The organism is Kitasatospora sp. NPDC057518, assembly GCF_042802075.1.
Lineage (GTDB): Bacteria > Actinomycetota > Actinomycetes > Streptomycetales > Streptomycetaceae > Kitasatospora.
This window is the reverse complement of sequence record NZ_JBHVEU010000216.1, coordinates 1-14,924: the sequence shown is the minus strand read 5'-3', so window position 1 is coordinate 14,924 and position 14,924 is coordinate 1. Positions and strand designations below refer to the sequence as shown.

15 protein-coding genes are annotated in these 14,924 nt (G+C 75.2%); 4 read left to right on the top strand and 11 right to left on the bottom strand.

Annotated features, from left to right (window positions below):
- Positions 1-82: 82 nt before the first annotated feature.
- Together ACFU7Z_RS22210 and ACFU7Z_RS22205 are read right to left on the bottom strand one after the other, a co-directional pair.
- Positions 83-907 (bottom strand): isocitrate lyase/phosphoenolpyruvate mutase family protein, encoded by an 825-nt coding sequence (locus tag ACFU7Z_RS22210; protein WP_380779099.1) that lies wholly within the window; start codon positions 905-907, stop codon positions 83-85.
- On the bottom strand, positions 904-1,416 hold the full coding sequence (locus ACFU7Z_RS22205) for a carboxymuconolactone decarboxylase family protein (RefSeq protein ID WP_380779096.1): 513 nt from the start codon (positions 1,414-1,416) through the stop codon (positions 904-906). Before ACFU7Z_RS22205 ends, ACFU7Z_RS22210 begins: the two co-directional genes overlap by 4 nt.
- Positions 1,417-1,571: 155 nt before the next feature.
- On the opposite strand from ACFU7Z_RS22205, the gene ACFU7Z_RS22200 reads away from it, so the two are divergent.
- From ACFU7Z_RS22200 to ACFU7Z_RS22190, 3 genes are all read left to right on the top strand, one after another.
- Positions 1,572-2,354 (top strand): NRDE family protein, encoded by a 783-nt coding sequence (locus ACFU7Z_RS22200; RefSeq protein WP_380779094.1) that lies wholly within the window; start codon positions 1,572-1,574, stop codon positions 2,352-2,354.
- A gap of 107 nt (positions 2,355-2,461) precedes the next feature.
- Positions 2,462-2,677 carry a hypothetical protein gene (locus ACFU7Z_RS22195; RefSeq protein WP_074002072.1) on the top strand — a complete coding sequence of 72 codons (216 nt, stop codon included), beginning with the start codon at positions 2,462-2,464 and terminating at the stop codon, positions 2,675-2,677.
- A 99-nt stretch (positions 2,678-2,776) separates the two neighbouring features.
- Positions 2,777-3,700, top strand: a complete 924-nt coding sequence (locus ACFU7Z_RS22190; protein ID WP_380739964.1) for an undecaprenyl-diphosphate phosphatase — start codon at positions 2,777-2,779, stop codon at positions 3,698-3,700.
- Here ACFU7Z_RS22190 and ACFU7Z_RS22185 read toward each other — a convergent pair.
- Together ACFU7Z_RS22185 and ACFU7Z_RS22180 are read right to left on the bottom strand one after the other, a co-directional pair.
- Positions 3,685-4,437, bottom strand: coding sequence for an alpha/beta fold hydrolase (locus tag ACFU7Z_RS22185; RefSeq protein WP_380739966.1), 753 nt, complete (start codon positions 4,435-4,437; stop codon positions 3,685-3,687). The genes ACFU7Z_RS22190 and ACFU7Z_RS22185 overlap by 16 nt on opposite strands.
- A gap of 114 nt (positions 4,438-4,551) precedes the next feature.
- Positions 4,552-5,421, bottom strand: a complete 870-nt coding sequence (locus ACFU7Z_RS22180; RefSeq protein ID WP_380779101.1) for a sigma-70 family RNA polymerase sigma factor — start codon at positions 5,419-5,421, stop codon at positions 4,552-4,554.
- 210 nt (positions 5,422-5,631) lie between these two features.
- On the opposite strand from ACFU7Z_RS22180, the gene ACFU7Z_RS22175 reads away from it, so the two are divergent.
- A complete protein-coding gene (locus tag ACFU7Z_RS22175) occupies positions 5,632-7,074 on the top strand; it encodes a PLP-dependent aminotransferase family protein (protein WP_380779092.1) in 1,443 nt (480 codons plus the stop codon).
- A 96-nt stretch (positions 7,075-7,170) separates the two neighbouring features.
- On the opposite strand, the gene ACFU7Z_RS22170 is transcribed toward ACFU7Z_RS22175, so the two are convergent.
- From ACFU7Z_RS22170 to ACFU7Z_RS22140, 7 genes are all read right to left on the bottom strand, one after another.
- Positions 7,171-7,380 (bottom strand): DUF6126 family protein, encoded by a 210-nt coding sequence (locus ACFU7Z_RS22170; RefSeq protein WP_049651771.1) that lies wholly within the window; start codon positions 7,378-7,380, stop codon positions 7,171-7,173.
- 32 nt (positions 7,381-7,412) lie between these two features.
- On the bottom strand, positions 7,413-8,048 hold the full coding sequence (locus ACFU7Z_RS22165; protein WP_049651770.1) for a helix-turn-helix domain-containing protein: 636 nt from the start codon (positions 8,046-8,048) through the stop codon (positions 7,413-7,415).
- A gap of 89 nt (positions 8,049-8,137) precedes the next feature.
- Positions 8,138-9,850: a pyruvate dehydrogenase gene (locus tag ACFU7Z_RS22160; protein ID WP_049651777.1), complete on the bottom strand. Its 1,713-nt coding sequence runs from the start codon at positions 9,848-9,850 to the stop codon at positions 8,138-8,140.
- 139 nt (positions 9,851-9,989) lie between these two features.
- On the bottom strand, positions 9,990-12,398 hold the full coding sequence (locus ACFU7Z_RS22155; RefSeq protein WP_074002068.1) for a glycoside hydrolase family 65 protein: 2,409 nt from the start codon (positions 12,396-12,398) through the stop codon (positions 9,990-9,992).
- Complete coding sequence (locus tag ACFU7Z_RS22150; protein WP_380779090.1) at positions 12,395-13,144, bottom strand: HAD family hydrolase; 750 nt, start codon at positions 13,142-13,144, stop codon at positions 12,395-12,397. The genes ACFU7Z_RS22155 and ACFU7Z_RS22150 overlap by 4 nt, the downstream gene beginning before the upstream one ends.
- 128 nt (positions 13,145-13,272) lie before the next feature.
- A complete protein-coding gene (locus ACFU7Z_RS22145) occupies positions 13,273-14,073 on the bottom strand; it encodes a VOC family protein (RefSeq protein ID WP_049651767.1) in 801 nt (266 codons plus the stop codon).
- A gap of 274 nt (positions 14,074-14,347) precedes the next feature.
- Entirely contained in the window at positions 14,348-14,839 is a 492-nt protein-coding gene (locus tag ACFU7Z_RS22140; protein ID WP_380779088.1) for an SRPBCC domain-containing protein, read from the bottom strand.
- Between the last annotated feature and the right edge of the window lie 85 nt (positions 14,840-14,924).

Below are 14,924 nucleotides of genomic sequence, written 5' to 3'. Positions count from 1 at the left end.
CAGGCCGACCCCCGAACGGCCGGCCGCCCACGCCACCCGACGCACGACGACCGCTCGACCCGCGGCGCTCAGGCCGCCGGGTTCAGAGCGCGGACAGCCGGTTGAGCTCCGGGTAGCCCAGCCCCTGCGCGAGCGCGGTGAACGTGCCGCTCCCGTACACCTCCTCGGCGGCCCGGCGGACCGCCGCGTACGCCACCTCGGCCAGGCCCGGGCCCAGGCTGATCCGGGCCACGCCGAGCTTCGCCAGCTCGGCGACCGCCGGGGAGCCGGGGCCGGCCAGCACGTTCAGCGGCGCCGGGACGGCCCCGACCAGGGCGGCGATGGTCTCCGGGTCGGACACCCCGGGGACGAACACCCCGTCCGCGCCCGCCTCGACGTACGCCCGCAGCCGGTGCACCGCGTCGTCCAGCCGGCCCTCCGGGGCGCCGATCCCGCGCAGGAACACGTCGGTCCGGGCGTTGACGAAGAGCGGCACGCCGGCCGCGTCCGCCGCGGCCCGGGCGGCCGCGATCCGCTCGGCGGCCTCCGCCGGGGGGCGCCCCTCGTCCTCCAGGTTCACCCCGACGGCACCGGTGGCGAGCAGCGCGGCGACCGTCTCCCCGACCCCGGCGGCGGTGTCCGCGTAGCCGCCCTCCAGGTCCGCGGTGACCGGCAGGTCGACCGCGCGGACCACCTGGGCGGTCCGGGCCAGCACCTGCCCGGGGTCGGCGCCGCCGCCGTCCGCGCTGCCGAGCGACCAGGACACGCTCGCGCTGGCCGTCGCCACCGCCCGCGCCCCGGCGGCGGCCACCAGCCGGGCACTCGGCACGTCCCAGGCGTTCGCCAGCACCAGCGGCTCGCCCGGGCGGTGCAGCTCCCGCAGCAGCCGGGCCCGCTCCCGCCGGACGGCGGGGTCCGCGGCGCTCACCGGGCGGCCGGGCTCATGCGGGTGGACACGCCGATCCGGTTCCAGGCGTTGATGGTGGCGATCAGCGCGATCAGCTGGGCCAGCTCGGTCTCGTCGAACCGCGCGGCGGCCTCCGCGTACACGGCGTCCGGCACGTGCCCCTGGGTCAGCAGGGTGACCGACTCGGTGAGGGCCAGGGCGGCGCGCTCGCGGGCGGTGAACCACGGGGTCTCGCGCCAGGCCGGGAGGGAGACCAGGCGGTGGTCCTGCTCGCCGTGCTCGCGGGCGTCGGTGGCGTGCATGTCGATGCAGAAGGCGCAGCCGTTGATCATCGAGGCGTGCACCTTGACCAGCTCGGCGATGACCGGGTCGACGCCCTCCCGGGAGGCCCGGTCCACGGCGACCATCGCCTGGTAGTAGGCGGGGGCGAGCTTGTGCATCAGCAGGCGCTGCTCGGGGGCGGGCACCGGGGCGCCGTCCGTACCGGCCGTCCCGTCCGTGGTCGCGCGCGTGGTCTCGTTCGTCGTCATGGTCGCCAGCCTAGGAGCGGGGTGGCCTGCCGTCCTGGTGCGTTCGGCCGCGCGTTCCTTGGGCCACTTCCGGCGTGCGAACGACCGTGCGAGGATCGCCGGCAGGAGATCACCGCCAGGAGGTCTCCGACAGGACGAGGTCAGGGGGCCCGGTCGTGTGCACGGCGTTCGTCAGCATCGAGCCGGAAGCGGCCGTGCCGGTGCTGCTGCTGTCCGTCCGGGACGAGTACCTGGGCCGCGCCTGGCTGCCGCCGGACCACCACTGGCCGGACCGGCCCGACCTGCTCGGCGGACTGGACCTCGCGGCCGGCGGCACCTGGCTGGCCGTCGACCCGGCCCGGCGCACCGCCGCCTGCCTGCTGAACGGCTTCGGCCCGCTCGCCCCCGCCGAGGCCCGGCGCACCCGCGGCCGGCTGCCGCTCACCGCCGTCCGGGAGGGCGGCATCGGCCACCTTGACCTCACCCCGTACGACCCGTTCCACCTCGTCCTGGTCCGGGCCGACGGGGCCCGGGTGTCCAGCTGGAGCGGCGGACGGCTGGACGAGCGCGAACTGCCGTCCGGCCTGAGCGTGGTGCTCAACGACGGGCTGGAGGGCCGGGCGGCCGACCGGACCACCTCCGAGCGGATCCGCGACCTGATGGCCGCGCGGGCCGCCCACTTCCGGTCCCGCCTCACCGCCGAACCCCGGCCCGAACCGACCGCCGACGGGCCGGCCGCCACGGCCTGGGGCGGATGGCTGCCGATCGTCGCCGGGGACGGGCTGGCGCCGGACGCGGACGCCGCGCTGATCCAGCGGCGCGACTTCGGCGACGGGCGGATCTGGGGCTCCTCGTCGATCTCACTGCTCGCGCTCGGGCCGGACCTGCTGCGCTACGACTTCGCGGCCGCGCCGGTGGCCGCGGACGGGCCGGGGTGGCGGCGGGTGGCGACGGGCTGACCCGCCGGGTCGCGGCGGGCGGCGGCGGGCGGCGCCGGGAAAAGGGCTTGCACCTGACGCTGCGGGAGGCGGCATCGTGGCCCGGGTCGAGCCCGAAGGAGACCGCCGTGACCCGCCCGGACCCCCCGCGCCGCCCCCGCCGCCTGCTCGCCGTCCTGACCGTCGCCCTGCCGCTGGCCGGCATGCCGGCCGCGGTGACCGCCGTCGTCCTGCTCGGCGACGCGGCGCACCGGGCCGTCCCGTCCGCCACCGTCCTGGCCTCCGTGGCGGCGGCGCTGATCGGGCACCTCGCCCCCGGTGTCCCGCAGCCGTACGGTCGGTGAACTTCCGACGGCGGGGCTGCCGAACGTCTACATGCGCGTAGTAGCTTCGCGAGGGCCCCCGACCCGGCCGGCCACCGACCCCCCGAGCGAAGGTGTGCGATGTCGACCCTGACCTACCCGGAAGCGATAGGCGTCGGCCTGCTCCAGGGCGTGACGGAACTCTTCCCGGTCTCCAGCCTCGGCCACAGCATCCTGCTGCCCGCCCTGGTCGGCGGGCGGATCCAGCACGACCTCGACATGACCGCCGAGGGCTCCTCGTACCTCGCCGCCCTGGTCGCCCTGCACCTGGCCACCGCGCTCGCCCTGGTGGTCTACTTCCGCAAGGACTGGGTCCGGGTGGTCGAGGGGCTGTTCGGCTCGATCCGGCACCGCCGGGTGGAGACCCGCAACGAGAGGCTCGCCTGGCTGCTCGTCCTGTCCACCATCCCGGTCGGCGTGGCCGGCCTCGCGCTGGAGAAGGCCCTGCGCAACGCGCTCGGCAAGCCCGTCCCGGCCGCGGTCTTCCTCGCCCTCAACGGGCTCGTGCTGCTCGGCGCCGAGCGGCTCAAGCGCGGCGGCACCGGCCGCCGCCGGGCCGGACACTCCGCCGGACACGCCGCCGACGAGCCGGGCCTGGACCCGGCGATCGCCTCCGACCACCGGCTGACCAGGCTCGGCTACGGGCAGGGCGCCTGGATCGGCGCCGCGCAGATCCTCGCGCTGTTCCCGGGCATCAGCCGCTCCGGCGTCACCATGAGCGCCGGCATCCTGCGCGGACTGCACCACGAGGACGCCGCCCGGTTCTCCTTCCTGCTCGCCACCCCGGTCATCCTGGCCGCCTCGGTGCTCAAGGTGCCCGAGCTGTTCAGGCCGGAGAACTCCGGCGTGCTCGGCCCCGTCCTCGCGGGCAGCGTCGCCGCCTTCGTGGCCGGCTACGTCTCGGTGCGGTTCCTCACCCGGTACTTCGAGACCCGCAGCCTGACGCCGTTCGCGCTGTACTGCTTCCTGGCCGGCGTCGGCAGCGCGGTCTACCTGTCGCTCTGAGCCGTCCGGCCGCCGCTCCGGGCCGTCCGGCCACCGCTCTTGGCCGTACGGGCCGCCTCGCCCAGGATCCCGGCGAGGTCGGCCGGCCGGGAGAACATCGGCCAGTGCCCGGTGTCCAGCTCCACCAGCCGCCAGTGGCCGTCCGCGACCAGCCCGGCGACCACCGGCGGCGGCTCCGGCCAGTCCATCAGGCACTTCACGTACACCGCCGGGAGCCCGCTCAACGGGCCCTCCAGGAAGGCCGGTTCGGTCAGCGAGGGGCCCGGGTGCGGGGTCGCCCCCGCGGCGATCCGGGCGATCTGCCCGACCGTCAGCCCCTGCTCGGCGAACTCGGCCGGCGGCAGCGGCGGCCACCAGCCCCCGTGCGCGGCCAGGTCGGCCCGCAGCGCGGCCGGCTCCGGCAGCTGGTCGGCGAAGGACTCCCCCGCCACCGGCACGTTGGCGTCCACCAGGACCAGCCCGGCCAGCCGCCCGCCGATCCGCTCGGCGGCCTGGCCCACCGGGATGCCCGAGTAGCTGTGCCCGACCAGCACCACCTCGCGCAGGTCCAGCCGCTCCACCTCCGCGACGACGTCCGCCACGTGCGCCTGCTGCCCGGCGGGCGCGCCGCGCTTCTCCGCGAGCCCGGAGAGCGTCAGCGGGTACGCCCCGTGCCCGGCCGCGCGCAGCTCCGCCACGACCTCGTCCCACGCCCAGGCGCCGAGCCAGGCGCCCGCCACCAGCACAAAGTTCGCCATGGGCGGCACCGTAGCGCGCGAGTGTGACGGCGGCCCGGAAAGCGACGGGAAACACCACGTGGAGGAACGGTGGGGGCGCCCCGCCCGCGCCCGGGCGCCCCCGGCGGTTCCGGGTCAGCCGGTGGTGAGGCCCAGGGCGGCCAGCCGGGTCGGGTCGGTGAGGATGTCCAGCCCGGTGATCCGGCCCTCGTGGACGGTGAACGACATGACCGACAGCGGACGACCCCCGGCGAAGGACACCACCCCGGGCGAGCCGTTGACCAGCACCAGCCGGCCGTCGGCGGCGAAGCGGGCGAAGGCGATCGCCTGCGAGGCGACGTCCGCCGCACCGCGGCGCAGCACGCTCGGCACCAGCGTGCCGCCGTCCGACCGGGCCACCACGTCCGGGTCGAGCACCGTCAGCAGAGCGTCGAAGTCCCCGCCCCGGGCGGCCCGCAGGAAGGCCTCCACCACCTCGCGCTTGCGGGCGTCGTCGGAGTCCGCGGCCGGGGTCGCGCCCTGGACCCGGCGGCGGGCGCGGCTGGCCAACTGCCGGGTGGAGGCGGAGGTCCGGCCGAGCACCTCGGCGATCCCGTCGAAGGGCACCTCGAACATGTCGTGCAGCACGAAGGCCACCCGCTCCGCCGGGGAGAGCGTCTCCAGGACCACCATCAGCGCGATCCCGACCGAGTCCGCGACCAGCACCTCGTGCACCGGGTCCAGCGCCGACAGCCCGCCGACCACCGGGTCCGGCAGCCGCACCCGGCCCTCCTGCTCGGGCAGCGGGTCCTCCCGGCGGGAGGCACGGGAACGCAACTGGTCCAGGCAGACCCGGCCGACCACGGTGGTGAGCCACGCCCCGAGGTTGCGCACCCCGCCCACATCGCTGCGGCCCAGCTTCAGCCAGGCCTCCTGCACGGCGTCCTCGGCCTCGGCGAGCGACCCGAGCATCCGGTAGGCCACCGCCCGCAGCTGGGGGCGCTCCGCCTCGAAACGCCGGGCCAGTTCGGCCGGTTCGGTCGGCTCGGCCGATTCGACTGCTTCAGCCGGCTCGGCCGGAAGGTTCTCCTCGCTCACCCTGTCACATCCTCGGGTCGGGATCCGTCGGTCCAGTGACGGACGCTAACCGACCGGGAGGACACGATGAGGAGGAGCCCGCCCGCCCCACCCGGTGACCCCGCCCGCGCCCCCTGGCGACAGGCGAGAATGGAGGCCGTGAGCACCTCCCGGACCACCTCCTGGACCACCTTCGGCGGCGACCTGCACCTGGACCTCACCGAGCGCCGGGCCGCCGGCGCCGGACTGCGGGCCGCCCTGGAGGACGCGCTGCGCGAGGCCGTCCAGGACGGGCGGCTCACCCCCGGCACCCGGCTGCCGTCCTCCCGGGCCCTCGGCGAGGACCTCGGGATCGCCCGCAACACCGTGGTCGAGGCGTACGGCCAGCTCACCGCCGAGGGCTGGCTCAGCTCCCGGCAGGGCTCCGGCACCACCGTCGCCCGGCGGACGGTCCCGGAACCGGTCCAGGGCCGGCGGCCGGCCCCCCGGGCGGTACGGGCGCGGCAGACCGCCCGGTACGACCTGATGTCCGGACGGCCCGACCTCTCGCTCTTCCCCCGCACCGCCTGGCTGGCCGCCGCCCGCCGCGCCCTCGCCACCGCGCCGCACGAGGCCCTCGACTACGGCAGCCCGCTCGGCCGGATCGAACTGCGGCAGGCGCTCACCCACTACCTGGCCCGGGTCCGCGGCGTGCGCACCGACCCCGACCACCTGCTCGTCTGCACCGGCGTCACCCAGGGCCTCGGCCTGCTCTGCGCCGCCCTGCGGGAACGCGGCGCCCGCACGCTGGCCGTCGAGGAGTACGGGCTGCCGCCGCAGCACGCGGTCGCCCGGGCCGCCGGACTCGCCACCGCCCCGGTGCCGCTGGACGCGGACGGCGCCCTGGTCGACCGGCTCGACCCCCGGGCCGGCGCCGTCCTCCTCACCCCCGCCCACCAGTTCCCCACCGGCGCGGCACTCTCCGCCGACCGGCGGGCCGAGGCGGTGCGGTGGGCGCGGGAGCAGGACCGGTACGTCATCGAGGACGACTACGACGGCGAGTTCCGCTACGACCGGCAGCCGCTCGGCGCGATGCAGGCGCTGGACCCGGAACGGGTGGTGTACGCCGGGACGGCCGCCAAGAGCCTCGCGCCGGGCCTGCGGCTGGCCTGGCTGGCCCTGCCGGACGCACTGGTCGAGCCGGTCGCCCGACTGAAGGCGCTGGCCGACACGATGTCCCCGGTGCTGGACCAGCTGACGCTCGCCGAACTGATCACCTCCGGCACGTACGACCGCCACGTACGGCGCTGCCGGCTGCACTACCGGCGCCGGCGCGACCACCTGGTCGCGGCGCTCGCCGAACACGCCCCGCACGTCCGGGTCACCGGCATCGCGGCCGGCCTGCACGTCGTCATCCGGCTGCCGCCCGGCTCCACCCCCGAACCCGAACTCCTCGCCCGCGCCCAGCAGGCCGGCCTCGCCCTCCACGGCCTCGCCTGGCACCGCACCACCCCGTCCCCCGCCGAGGCCCCGACCGCCCTGGTCATCGGCTACGCCACCTCACCGGACCACGCCTTCCCGGCGGCGGTCCAGGCCCTCTGCGAACTGCTGCGCGGGGAGTGAACGGGAGAGGGGAGTGCGGGTGGCCGGGCCGGTGCGGGAGCGGCGGTCCGCCCGCCCCCTCGGGGGTGGGGGCGGGCGGACGGTTCGGGGTGTGAACTACTTGTTCCGGCTGCCGAGTTGGAACAGGAGGATGATGAACCCGGCGAAGAGGTGGCAGCCGACGGTGTAGAGCACCAGGCGGTGGTAGACCCGCTTGTTGGCCCACTTGCCGGCGTCCATGGTCTTCGGGCCGGCCGGAGTGTCGGCACCGGCGGCCGGGTTCTCGGCGTCGGCGGCCGGGGTGACGGTGGTGGTGGGATCGGCCATGGTGATCTCCTCCGGGGTGTTCTGACGGCAGGTCAGTGAACGGCGGCGGGGCCGCCGCCGAGGCAGAGTTCGCCGCCGGGGCTCTGCAGCAGGGTGTGGACGAAGAGCAGTTCGACGCCGCTGTCCGACTCTGCGGCGATGCAGTGCGGGGTGAGCGAGTCGTAGTGGGCGGAGTCGCCCACCGCGAGGTGGTGGACGCGGTCGCCGAGGGTGACGCGGAGCGCGCCCTTGAGGACGTACAGCCACTCCTCGCCCGGGTGGACCCGGACCACCGTGTCCTGCACGCCCGGCGGGACGTGCACCCGCAGGGCCTGCATCGCGCGGCCGGGGGCGCCGGCCCGCCGGTAGCCCCAGCCACCGGCCCGGCCGGGTTCGATGGCGCCGCCGCGGACGATCGGGTCCGGCTCGGCGAGGGTCTCGCCGAGCAGGCCGGAGACCGAGGTCCCGTACGCGCGGGCGAGGCCGAGCAGGACGGGCAGCGACGGCTGCCGGCGGCCGGTTTCCAGTCGGGACAGATAGGCTGGGGAGAGCCCGACCCGCCCGGCGGCCACCTCCAGCGTGAGACGGCTGCTGAGCCGGTGCTCACGGAGACGGGCGGCGAGGCCGGCGACCTCCTGGTCGTCGAGCTGTTCGCCTGCTGCGGCGGCGCCGGTGGAGCTGCTGGTCATGTGTCCAGTGGACACCCGCCGTGCCGCACGGGCAAGAATTTTGCCTCAGAGGCAAGACCTCTCCGACAGGCGCCCCGACCGGCCCCCGCTCACGGCCGCGGGATGTTCCGCAGGTTGCTCCGGGCCAGGTCGACCATGCGTCCGACGCCGCCCGAGAGCACCGTCCGGCCCGCCGCCAGCGCGAAGCCCTTCAGCTGGGCGGCGGTGATGTGCGGCGGGATGGAGAGCGCGTTGGGGTCGGTGACCACGTCCACGAGGGCCGGGCCCGGCCGCTCCAGCGCCTCGACCAGCACCTCCCGGACCCGGGCCGGCTCGGTCACCCGCTTGGCCTGGATGCCCATCGCCCGGGCGATCCCGGCGTAGTCCACGTCCCCGTTGTCGATCTCGAACTCCGGGTAGCCGGAGACCAGCATCTCCAGCTTGATCATGCCGAGCGCGCCGTTGTTGAAGACCACCGTCTTCACCGGCAGCCGGTGCTTGGCCACCGTGAGCAGCTCGCCGAGCAGCATGCCGATCCCGCCGTCGCCCGCCATCGCGACCACCTGCCGCCCGGGGCAGGCGAGTTGGGCGCCGATCGCGTGCGGGAGGGCGTTGGCCATCGAGCCGTGCAGGAAGGAGCCGATCACCCGGCGGCGGCCGTTGGGCTGGAGGTAGCGGGCGGCCCAGACGTTGTTCATGCCGGTGTCCACGGTGAACACGGCGTCCTCGGCGGCCACCTCGTCGAGCACCGAGGCGACGTACTCGGGGTGGATCGGCAGGTGCTTCTCGATGTCCCGGGTGTACGCGCCGATCACGTCCTCCAGCGACCGGCAGTGCTTGCGCAGCATCCCGTCCAGGAAGGCGCGGTCGCGCTTGGCGTCGAGCAGCGGCAGCACGGCCCGCAGGGTGGCGGCCACGTCGCCGTGGACGGCGAGTTCGAGGGCGGTGCGGCGGCCGAGCCGGGTGGCGTCGTGGTCGACCTGGACGGTGTGCGCCTGCGGCAGGAAGGAGTCGTACGGGAAGTCGGTGCCGAGCAGCACCACCAGGTCGGCGGAGTGCAGCGCCTCGTGGCAGGCCCCGTAGCCGAGCAGGCCGCTCATGCCCACGTCGTACGGGTTGTCGAACTGGATCCACTCCTTGCCGCGCAGGGAGTGGCCGATCGGCGCGTTCAGGGCCTGCGCGGCGGCCATCACCTCGGCGTGCGCCCCGCGCACCCCGGCGCCGCAGAACAGCACCACCTTGCGGGCCGCGTTGAGCAGCCGGGCCAGTTCCTGCACCTGGGACCAGGGCGGGGCGGCGACGGCCTGCTCGGTGAGGAAGTGGCTGGTGCCGGTGGGGGCGGCGGCGGAGAGCGCGGCGACGTCCCCGGGGAAGGCGAGCACCGAGACGCCGTGCGAGCCGAGCGCGTGCTGGACGGCGACCCGCAGCAGGCGGGGCAGCTGGGCGGGGGTCGAGAGCATCTCGCACCAGGTGCTGCAGTCGGTGAACACCCGCTCGGGGTGGGTCTCCTGGAAGAAGCCGGTGCCGATCTGCCCGGACGGGATGTGCGAGGCGAGCGCGAGCACGGGCAGGCCGCTGCGCTGGGCGTCGTACAGCCCCTGGACGAGGTGGGTGTTGCCGGGGCCGCAGGAGCCGGCGCAGACCGCGAGCCGGCCGGAGAGTTCGGCCTCGGCGGCGGCCGCGAAGGCGCCGGCCTCCTCGTTGCGCACGTGCACCCAGCTGATGCCGTCGGCCCGCCGGATGGCGTCCACGACGGGGTTGAGGCTGTCCCCGACCACGCCGTAGACCCGCTCCACCCCGGCCTGCCGGAGCACTTCCACCATCTGTTCGGCCACGCTCGGCACGGCGGCGACTCCTTCGCTGGGGCGGCTCCACGGGACACCAGCACTCTCCGGGGCGGCCGGGGGCGGCGCAGCCGGGGCGGGGCGAACGGGTGAGGCGGCGGGAGCGGGGTGCGGGCTGCTACTCGGCCGCCAGGTGGTCCTGCTGGCCGAGCTTGCCCGCCGCGAGGCCGGCCTGGGGCTTGCGGCGGCCGGGTTCGCGGCCCGGGGGCTGGGCGACCCGCTCCTGGGCGGGCGGGGCGGTGGTCGGCAGGGTGACCGGGGCACCGGACTTGACCTGCACCGCCTCGCCGTCGTGCCGGACGTGGAGGACCTCGCCGCGGCGCAGCGTGTACGTCGTCCGCTCGTGGGTGATCTCGACGCCGAGCAGGTGCCCGCGCACCAGCAGCGAGAAGCTCAGCCGCATCAGCCCGGACGGCAGCCGGGGCCGGAACGAGAGCGCCTCGCCGTGGTCGCGCAGCCCGCCGAAGCCGGCCACCAGGGCGATGCAGGCCCCGGCGAGCGAGGCCATGTGCAGGCCGTCGCGGGTGTTGCCGCCGAGGTCGTGCAGGTCCATCAGCGCGGCCTCGGCCGTGTAGTCGTAGGCGAGGTCGAGCTGGCCGACCTCGGCGGCGATCACCGCCTGGGTGCAGGCGGAGAGCGAGGAGTCCCGGACGGTCAGCCGCTCGTAGTAGGCGAAGTTGCGGGCCTTCTGCTCGTCGGTGAAGGCGTCGCCGCGGACCTGCATGGCGAGCACCAGGTCGGCCTGCTTGACCACCTGCTTCCGGTACAGGTCGAAGTACGGGTAGTGCAGCAGCAGCGGGTAGTTCTCCGGCGGGGTGTGCTCGAAGTCCCAGACCTGGTGGTGGGTGAAGCCGTCGGCCTGCGGGTGCACGCCGAGGTCCTCGTCGTACGGGATGTACATCGCGGCGGCCGCGTCGCGCCAGGCGGCGGTCTCCTCGGTGTCCACGCCGAGCAGCGCGGCCTCGTGCGGGTTGCGGACGGCGGCCTCGGCGGCGGCGCGCAGGTTGGTCTGCGCCATCAGGTTGGTGAAGACGTTGTTGTCCGCGACGGCGCTGTACTCGTCGGGGCCGGTGACGCCCTCGATGCGGAACCTCCCGGCCACGTCGTGGTGGCCGAGCGAGCGCCACATCCGGGCGGTCTCGACGAGCAGTTCGAGCCCGTACTCGCGCTCGAACTCCGCGTCGCCGGTGGCCCGGACGTAGCGGGCGACGGCGGCGGCGATGTCGGCGCCGATGTGGAAGGCCGCGGTGCCGGCCGGCCAGTACCCGGAGCACTCCTCGCCGCGGATCGTCCGCCACGGGAACACCGCGCCGGACAGGCCGAGTTGGACCGCCCGCTCACGGGCCAGCGGCAGGGTGGTGTGCCGCCAGCGCAGGGCCTGGTTGACGGCGGCGGGCAGGCAGTAGGTGAGCACCGGCAGGACGAAGGTCTCGGTGTCCCAGAAGCTGTGCCCGTCGTAGCCGGGCCCGGTCAGCCCCTTGGCGGGGATGGCCCGCTCCTCGCTGCGGGCGCCGGCCTGCAGGACGTGGAAGACGGCGAACCGGACGGCCTGCTGGAGTTCGACGTCGCCCTCGATCTCGATGTCGCTGGTCTCCCAGAACTCCTGGAGGAATTCGGCCTGTTCGGCGATCAGCCCGTCCCAGCCGGTGTACCGGGCGGCGGTCAGCGCGGCCTCCACCTGGTCCCGGACGGCGGGCAGCGAGCGGGTGCCGGACCAGCCGTAGGCCATGAACTTGGTCAGCCGCAGCCGCTGTCCGGCCTTGAGCACGGTGGTGACGCTGATCCGGCACTGGTCGGCGTCGGCCTCGGCGACGGTGTCGGACTTCTCCGGCCCCTCGATGATGTGGTCCATCCCGGCCGCGACCCGGATGCCGCTGTACCGGGTGCGGTGCACCAGGATGGCCTTGGTCCCGCTGGCGTGGTGCGCCTCGGGCTGCAGCGGCGCCTCCAGCACGGCGGCGGCCCGCGGGTCGCCCTCGGGGCCGCCGGGCAGCTGCTCGTTGGCGACCAGCTCGGACTGGAGCACGATCCGCACCGGGCCGTCCACCGCCTCGACGCTGTACTCGACGGCGGCGACGGCCCGCTGGGTGAGCGAGACCAGTCGGGAGGAGCGCACCCTGATCGTCCGCCCGGCCGGGGAGGTCCACTCCGCCTCGCGGTGCAGCAGGCCCTCGCGGACGTCCAACCAGCGCTTGTGGCTGACGAGTTCGCCGTAGCGCAGGTCGAAGGGCTCGTCGTCCACCAGCAGCCGGATGATCTTGCCGTTGGTCACGTTGATGACGCTCTGGCTGGACTCCGGGTAGCCGTAGCCGCCCTCGCCGTACGGCAGCGGGCGCAGCTCGAAGACGCCGTTGAGGTAGGTGCCGGGCAGGCCGTGCGGCTCGCCCTCGTCCAGGTTGGCGCGCAGGCCGATGTGGCCGTTGGAGAGCGCGAAGACCGACTCGGCGCGGGCCATCGAGGCCAGGTCCAGGCCCTGTTCGGTGATCTGCCAGGGGTCGATCGCGAAGTTCTTGTCCCCGGGAGTCATACCTCCTCCTCCCCCAGGAGCTCGGAGAGGTCCTGGACGACCACGGTGGCGCCGTCCCGGCGCAGTTCGGCGGCCTGGCCGGTGCGGTCCACCCCGACCACCGCGCCGAAGCCGCCGGCCCGGCCGGAGGCGACCCCGGCGAGCGCGTCCTCGAAGACCGCGGCGTGGGCGGGTTCGACGCCGAGGGCGCGGGCGGCGTACAGGTAGGTGTCGGGGGCGGGCTTGCCGGGCAGTCCCTCGGCCTTGGCGGTGTTGCCGTCCACGATCACCTCGAACAGTTCCTCGATGCCGGCCGCCCGCAGCACGTCCCGGCAGTTGGCGCTGGAGGAGACCACGGCGCTGGGCAGCCCGGCCGCGCGCAGCCGGTGCACGTAGTCGACCGAGCCCCGGTACGCCTGGACGCCCTGCTCCCGGATCAGCCGCAGCACGGTGTCGTTCTTGGCCCGGCTGATCCCTTGCACCGTGGGGGAGTTGGGCGGATCGTCCGGGGTGCCCTCGGGCAGGTCGACGCCCCGGCTGCGCAGGAACGCGCGGGTGCCGTCCAGGCGCGGGCGGCCGTCCACGTAGGTGTCGTAGTCGGTGACGGCGTCGAAGGGGACGAACTGGCCGCCGGTGCGGGCGGCTTCGGCGCGCAGGAAGGCGTCGAAGGTGTCCTTCCAGGCCGCGGCGTGCACCTTCGCGGTCTGGGTGAGCACCCCGTCGAGGTCGAAGAGGAAAGCACGGATGTCGTCCGGTAGCCCCAGCATGGGTGCAGTCTTACCCGGGAACGGGGGGAAGCCGCCCATTTCCCGGCGGCGCGTCGCGGGAAGGGCGGCTTCCGGTTGCCGGGCCGGGCCGGGCCGGACCGGGGCGGCGTCACGGCGCCGGGACGGCGTTACGGCGAGTCGGGCATCTGCGCCTCGGGCGCCTCGATGACCGCGAAGACCGCGCCCTGCGGGTCCTGGACCACCGCCATCCGGCCGGACTGCATGTCGAAGGCCGGCTGGATCACCGAGCCGCCCGCCTTGACCAGGGCGTCCACCGTGGAGTCGGCGCCGTCCACCGAGAAGTAGGTCATCCAGTGCGAGGGCGTGCCGGCCGCCAGGTAGCCGGGGATCGCCTGCATGCCGCCCACCGTGCGGTCGGCGACGTTGAGCGAGAAGTAGCCGTCCATGCCCTGGATGGTGGCCGGGCGCAGCCCGAGGGCCGGCTGGTAGAAGCGGCCGGCCGCGCCGGTGTCGGCGGTGTTGAGCTCGTTCCAGACCAGTGCGCCGGGCTCGTTGACCACGCCCGCGCCGATGAAGTCCATCGCCTGCCAGACCCCGAACACCGCGCCGGTCGGGTCGGCGGCGACCAGCATCCGGCCGATCGTGCCGACGTCCATCGGGTCGTACAGGACCGTGCCGCCGGCCTCGGTGATGGACGCCCGGGCCGCGTCGGCGTCGTCCGAGGCGAGGTAGGTGGTCCAGGCGACGGGCGGCGTCGGCTGCCCCTCGGGCGCCGCCTGCGCCATGATCCCGGCGACCGGCCGGCCGTTGAGCATGCACACGGCGTAGCCGCCGAACTCGGCCGGGCCGACCTCGCCCTGCCAGCCGAACAGGTCGCGGTAGAAGTCGAGCGCGGCCTGCTGGTCGCTCGCCATCAGGTCGACCCAGCACGGGGTGCCGGGCTTGTACGGATCGGTGACTACGGGCATTGCTGGGCCTCCCGGAGGCGGTGGTGGCCGGCTGTGGTGGTCGGGACGGTCGGAGCGGTCGGGCCCTCGTCCCGGCCAGGCCCGGTGGGGGTACGGCCCGGCCGGGACGACGGCGGTACACCGCCACCTTCGGCCCGCCGCCGCGATCCCGCCACCGGACGGCGCCCTGGCGGGCGACCGGCGGCCGGACCGTCACGGGGCTCGGGCGGGGTGCTCACGGGCTGTTCACCGGGGTGCTCACCGGCGCTGTTCCCCGGACCGTTCCCCGGGCTGCTCACGGGGCGTCGTGGTGGTGCCCGGTGACGAAGTACGGCTGCACCTTGCCGCTCTGCGCGTAGTCCTTGAGCCGGACCAGCAGTTCGGCCCAGGTGCCGGCCACCGCCGGGACGCCGTCCTCGCTGCCCGGCTGCCAGCCGCCGTGCCGGAACAGCAGCCGGGTGCGCTCGGGCGCGGCGGGCCGGTCGGGCTCGGAGGCGGTGGGCTCGTCGGGGGCGACAGGCTGGTCGGACAGTTCCCAGCTGATCCAGGTGCCGGCCCAGTGCGGCGGGAAGGACCCGGCGTTGGTCCACACCACCCGGTCCCGGTCGGCCCGCTCCACCCGCAGCCGGAACGGCTCGGGGACGTCGGGGAAGTCGAACAGCAGGACGTCGCCGTCCCGGTCCACGCCGGTGGTCCACCAGGCGGTCAGCCCGTCGTGCGTGGTGAGTGCGGCGAGCACCACGTCCCGGGGCGCGGCGATGTCGAGCTGGAGGGCGATCTCGGGCATGGGTCCGCCTTTCGGTGGCCGCCGGATTCCCTTACGCCCACCATGGCACGACCCCCGGGCCCGCGCGCCCCGGAGGGCGCCGGCC

Bases quoted from the DNA above. Each gene is read 5' to 3' on its own strand.
- ACFU7Z_RS22160 (WP_049651777.1), bottom strand. From the start codon at position 9,850: ATGGTGGAAGTGCTCCGGCAGGCCGGGGTGGAGCGGGTCTACGGCGTG.
- ACFU7Z_RS22165 (WP_049651770.1), bottom strand. From the start codon at position 8,048: ATGACCAGCAGCTCCACCGGCGCCGCCGCAGCAGGCGAACAGCTCGAC.
- ACFU7Z_RS22190 (WP_380739964.1), top strand. From the start codon at position 2,777: ATGTCGACCCTGACCTACCCGGAAGCGATAGGCGTCGGCCTGCTCCAG.
- ACFU7Z_RS22185 (WP_380739966.1), bottom strand. From the start codon at position 4,437: ATGGCGAACTTTGTGCTGGTGGCGGGCGCCTGGCTCGGCGCCTGGGCG.
- ACFU7Z_RS22170 (WP_049651771.1), bottom strand. From the start codon at position 7,380: ATGGCCGATCCCACCACCACCGTCACCCCGGCCGCCGACGCCGAGAAC.
- ACFU7Z_RS22145 (WP_049651767.1), bottom strand. From the start codon at position 14,073: ATGCCCGTAGTCACCGATCCGTACAAGCCCGGCACCCCGTGCTGGGTC.
- ACFU7Z_RS22155 (WP_074002068.1), bottom strand. From the start codon at position 12,398: ATGACTCCCGGGGACAAGAACTTCGCGATCGACCCCTGGCAGATCACC.
- ACFU7Z_RS22150 (WP_380779090.1), bottom strand. From the start codon at position 13,144: ATGCTGGGGCTACCGGACGACATCCGTGCTTTCCTCTTCGACCTCGAC.
- ACFU7Z_RS22140 (WP_380779088.1), bottom strand. From the start codon at position 14,839: ATGCCCGAGATCGCCCTCCAGCTCGACATCGCCGCGCCCCGGGACGTG.
- ACFU7Z_RS22205 (WP_380779096.1), bottom strand. From the start codon at position 1,416: ATGACGACGAACGAGACCACGCGCGCGACCACGGACGGGACGGCCGGT.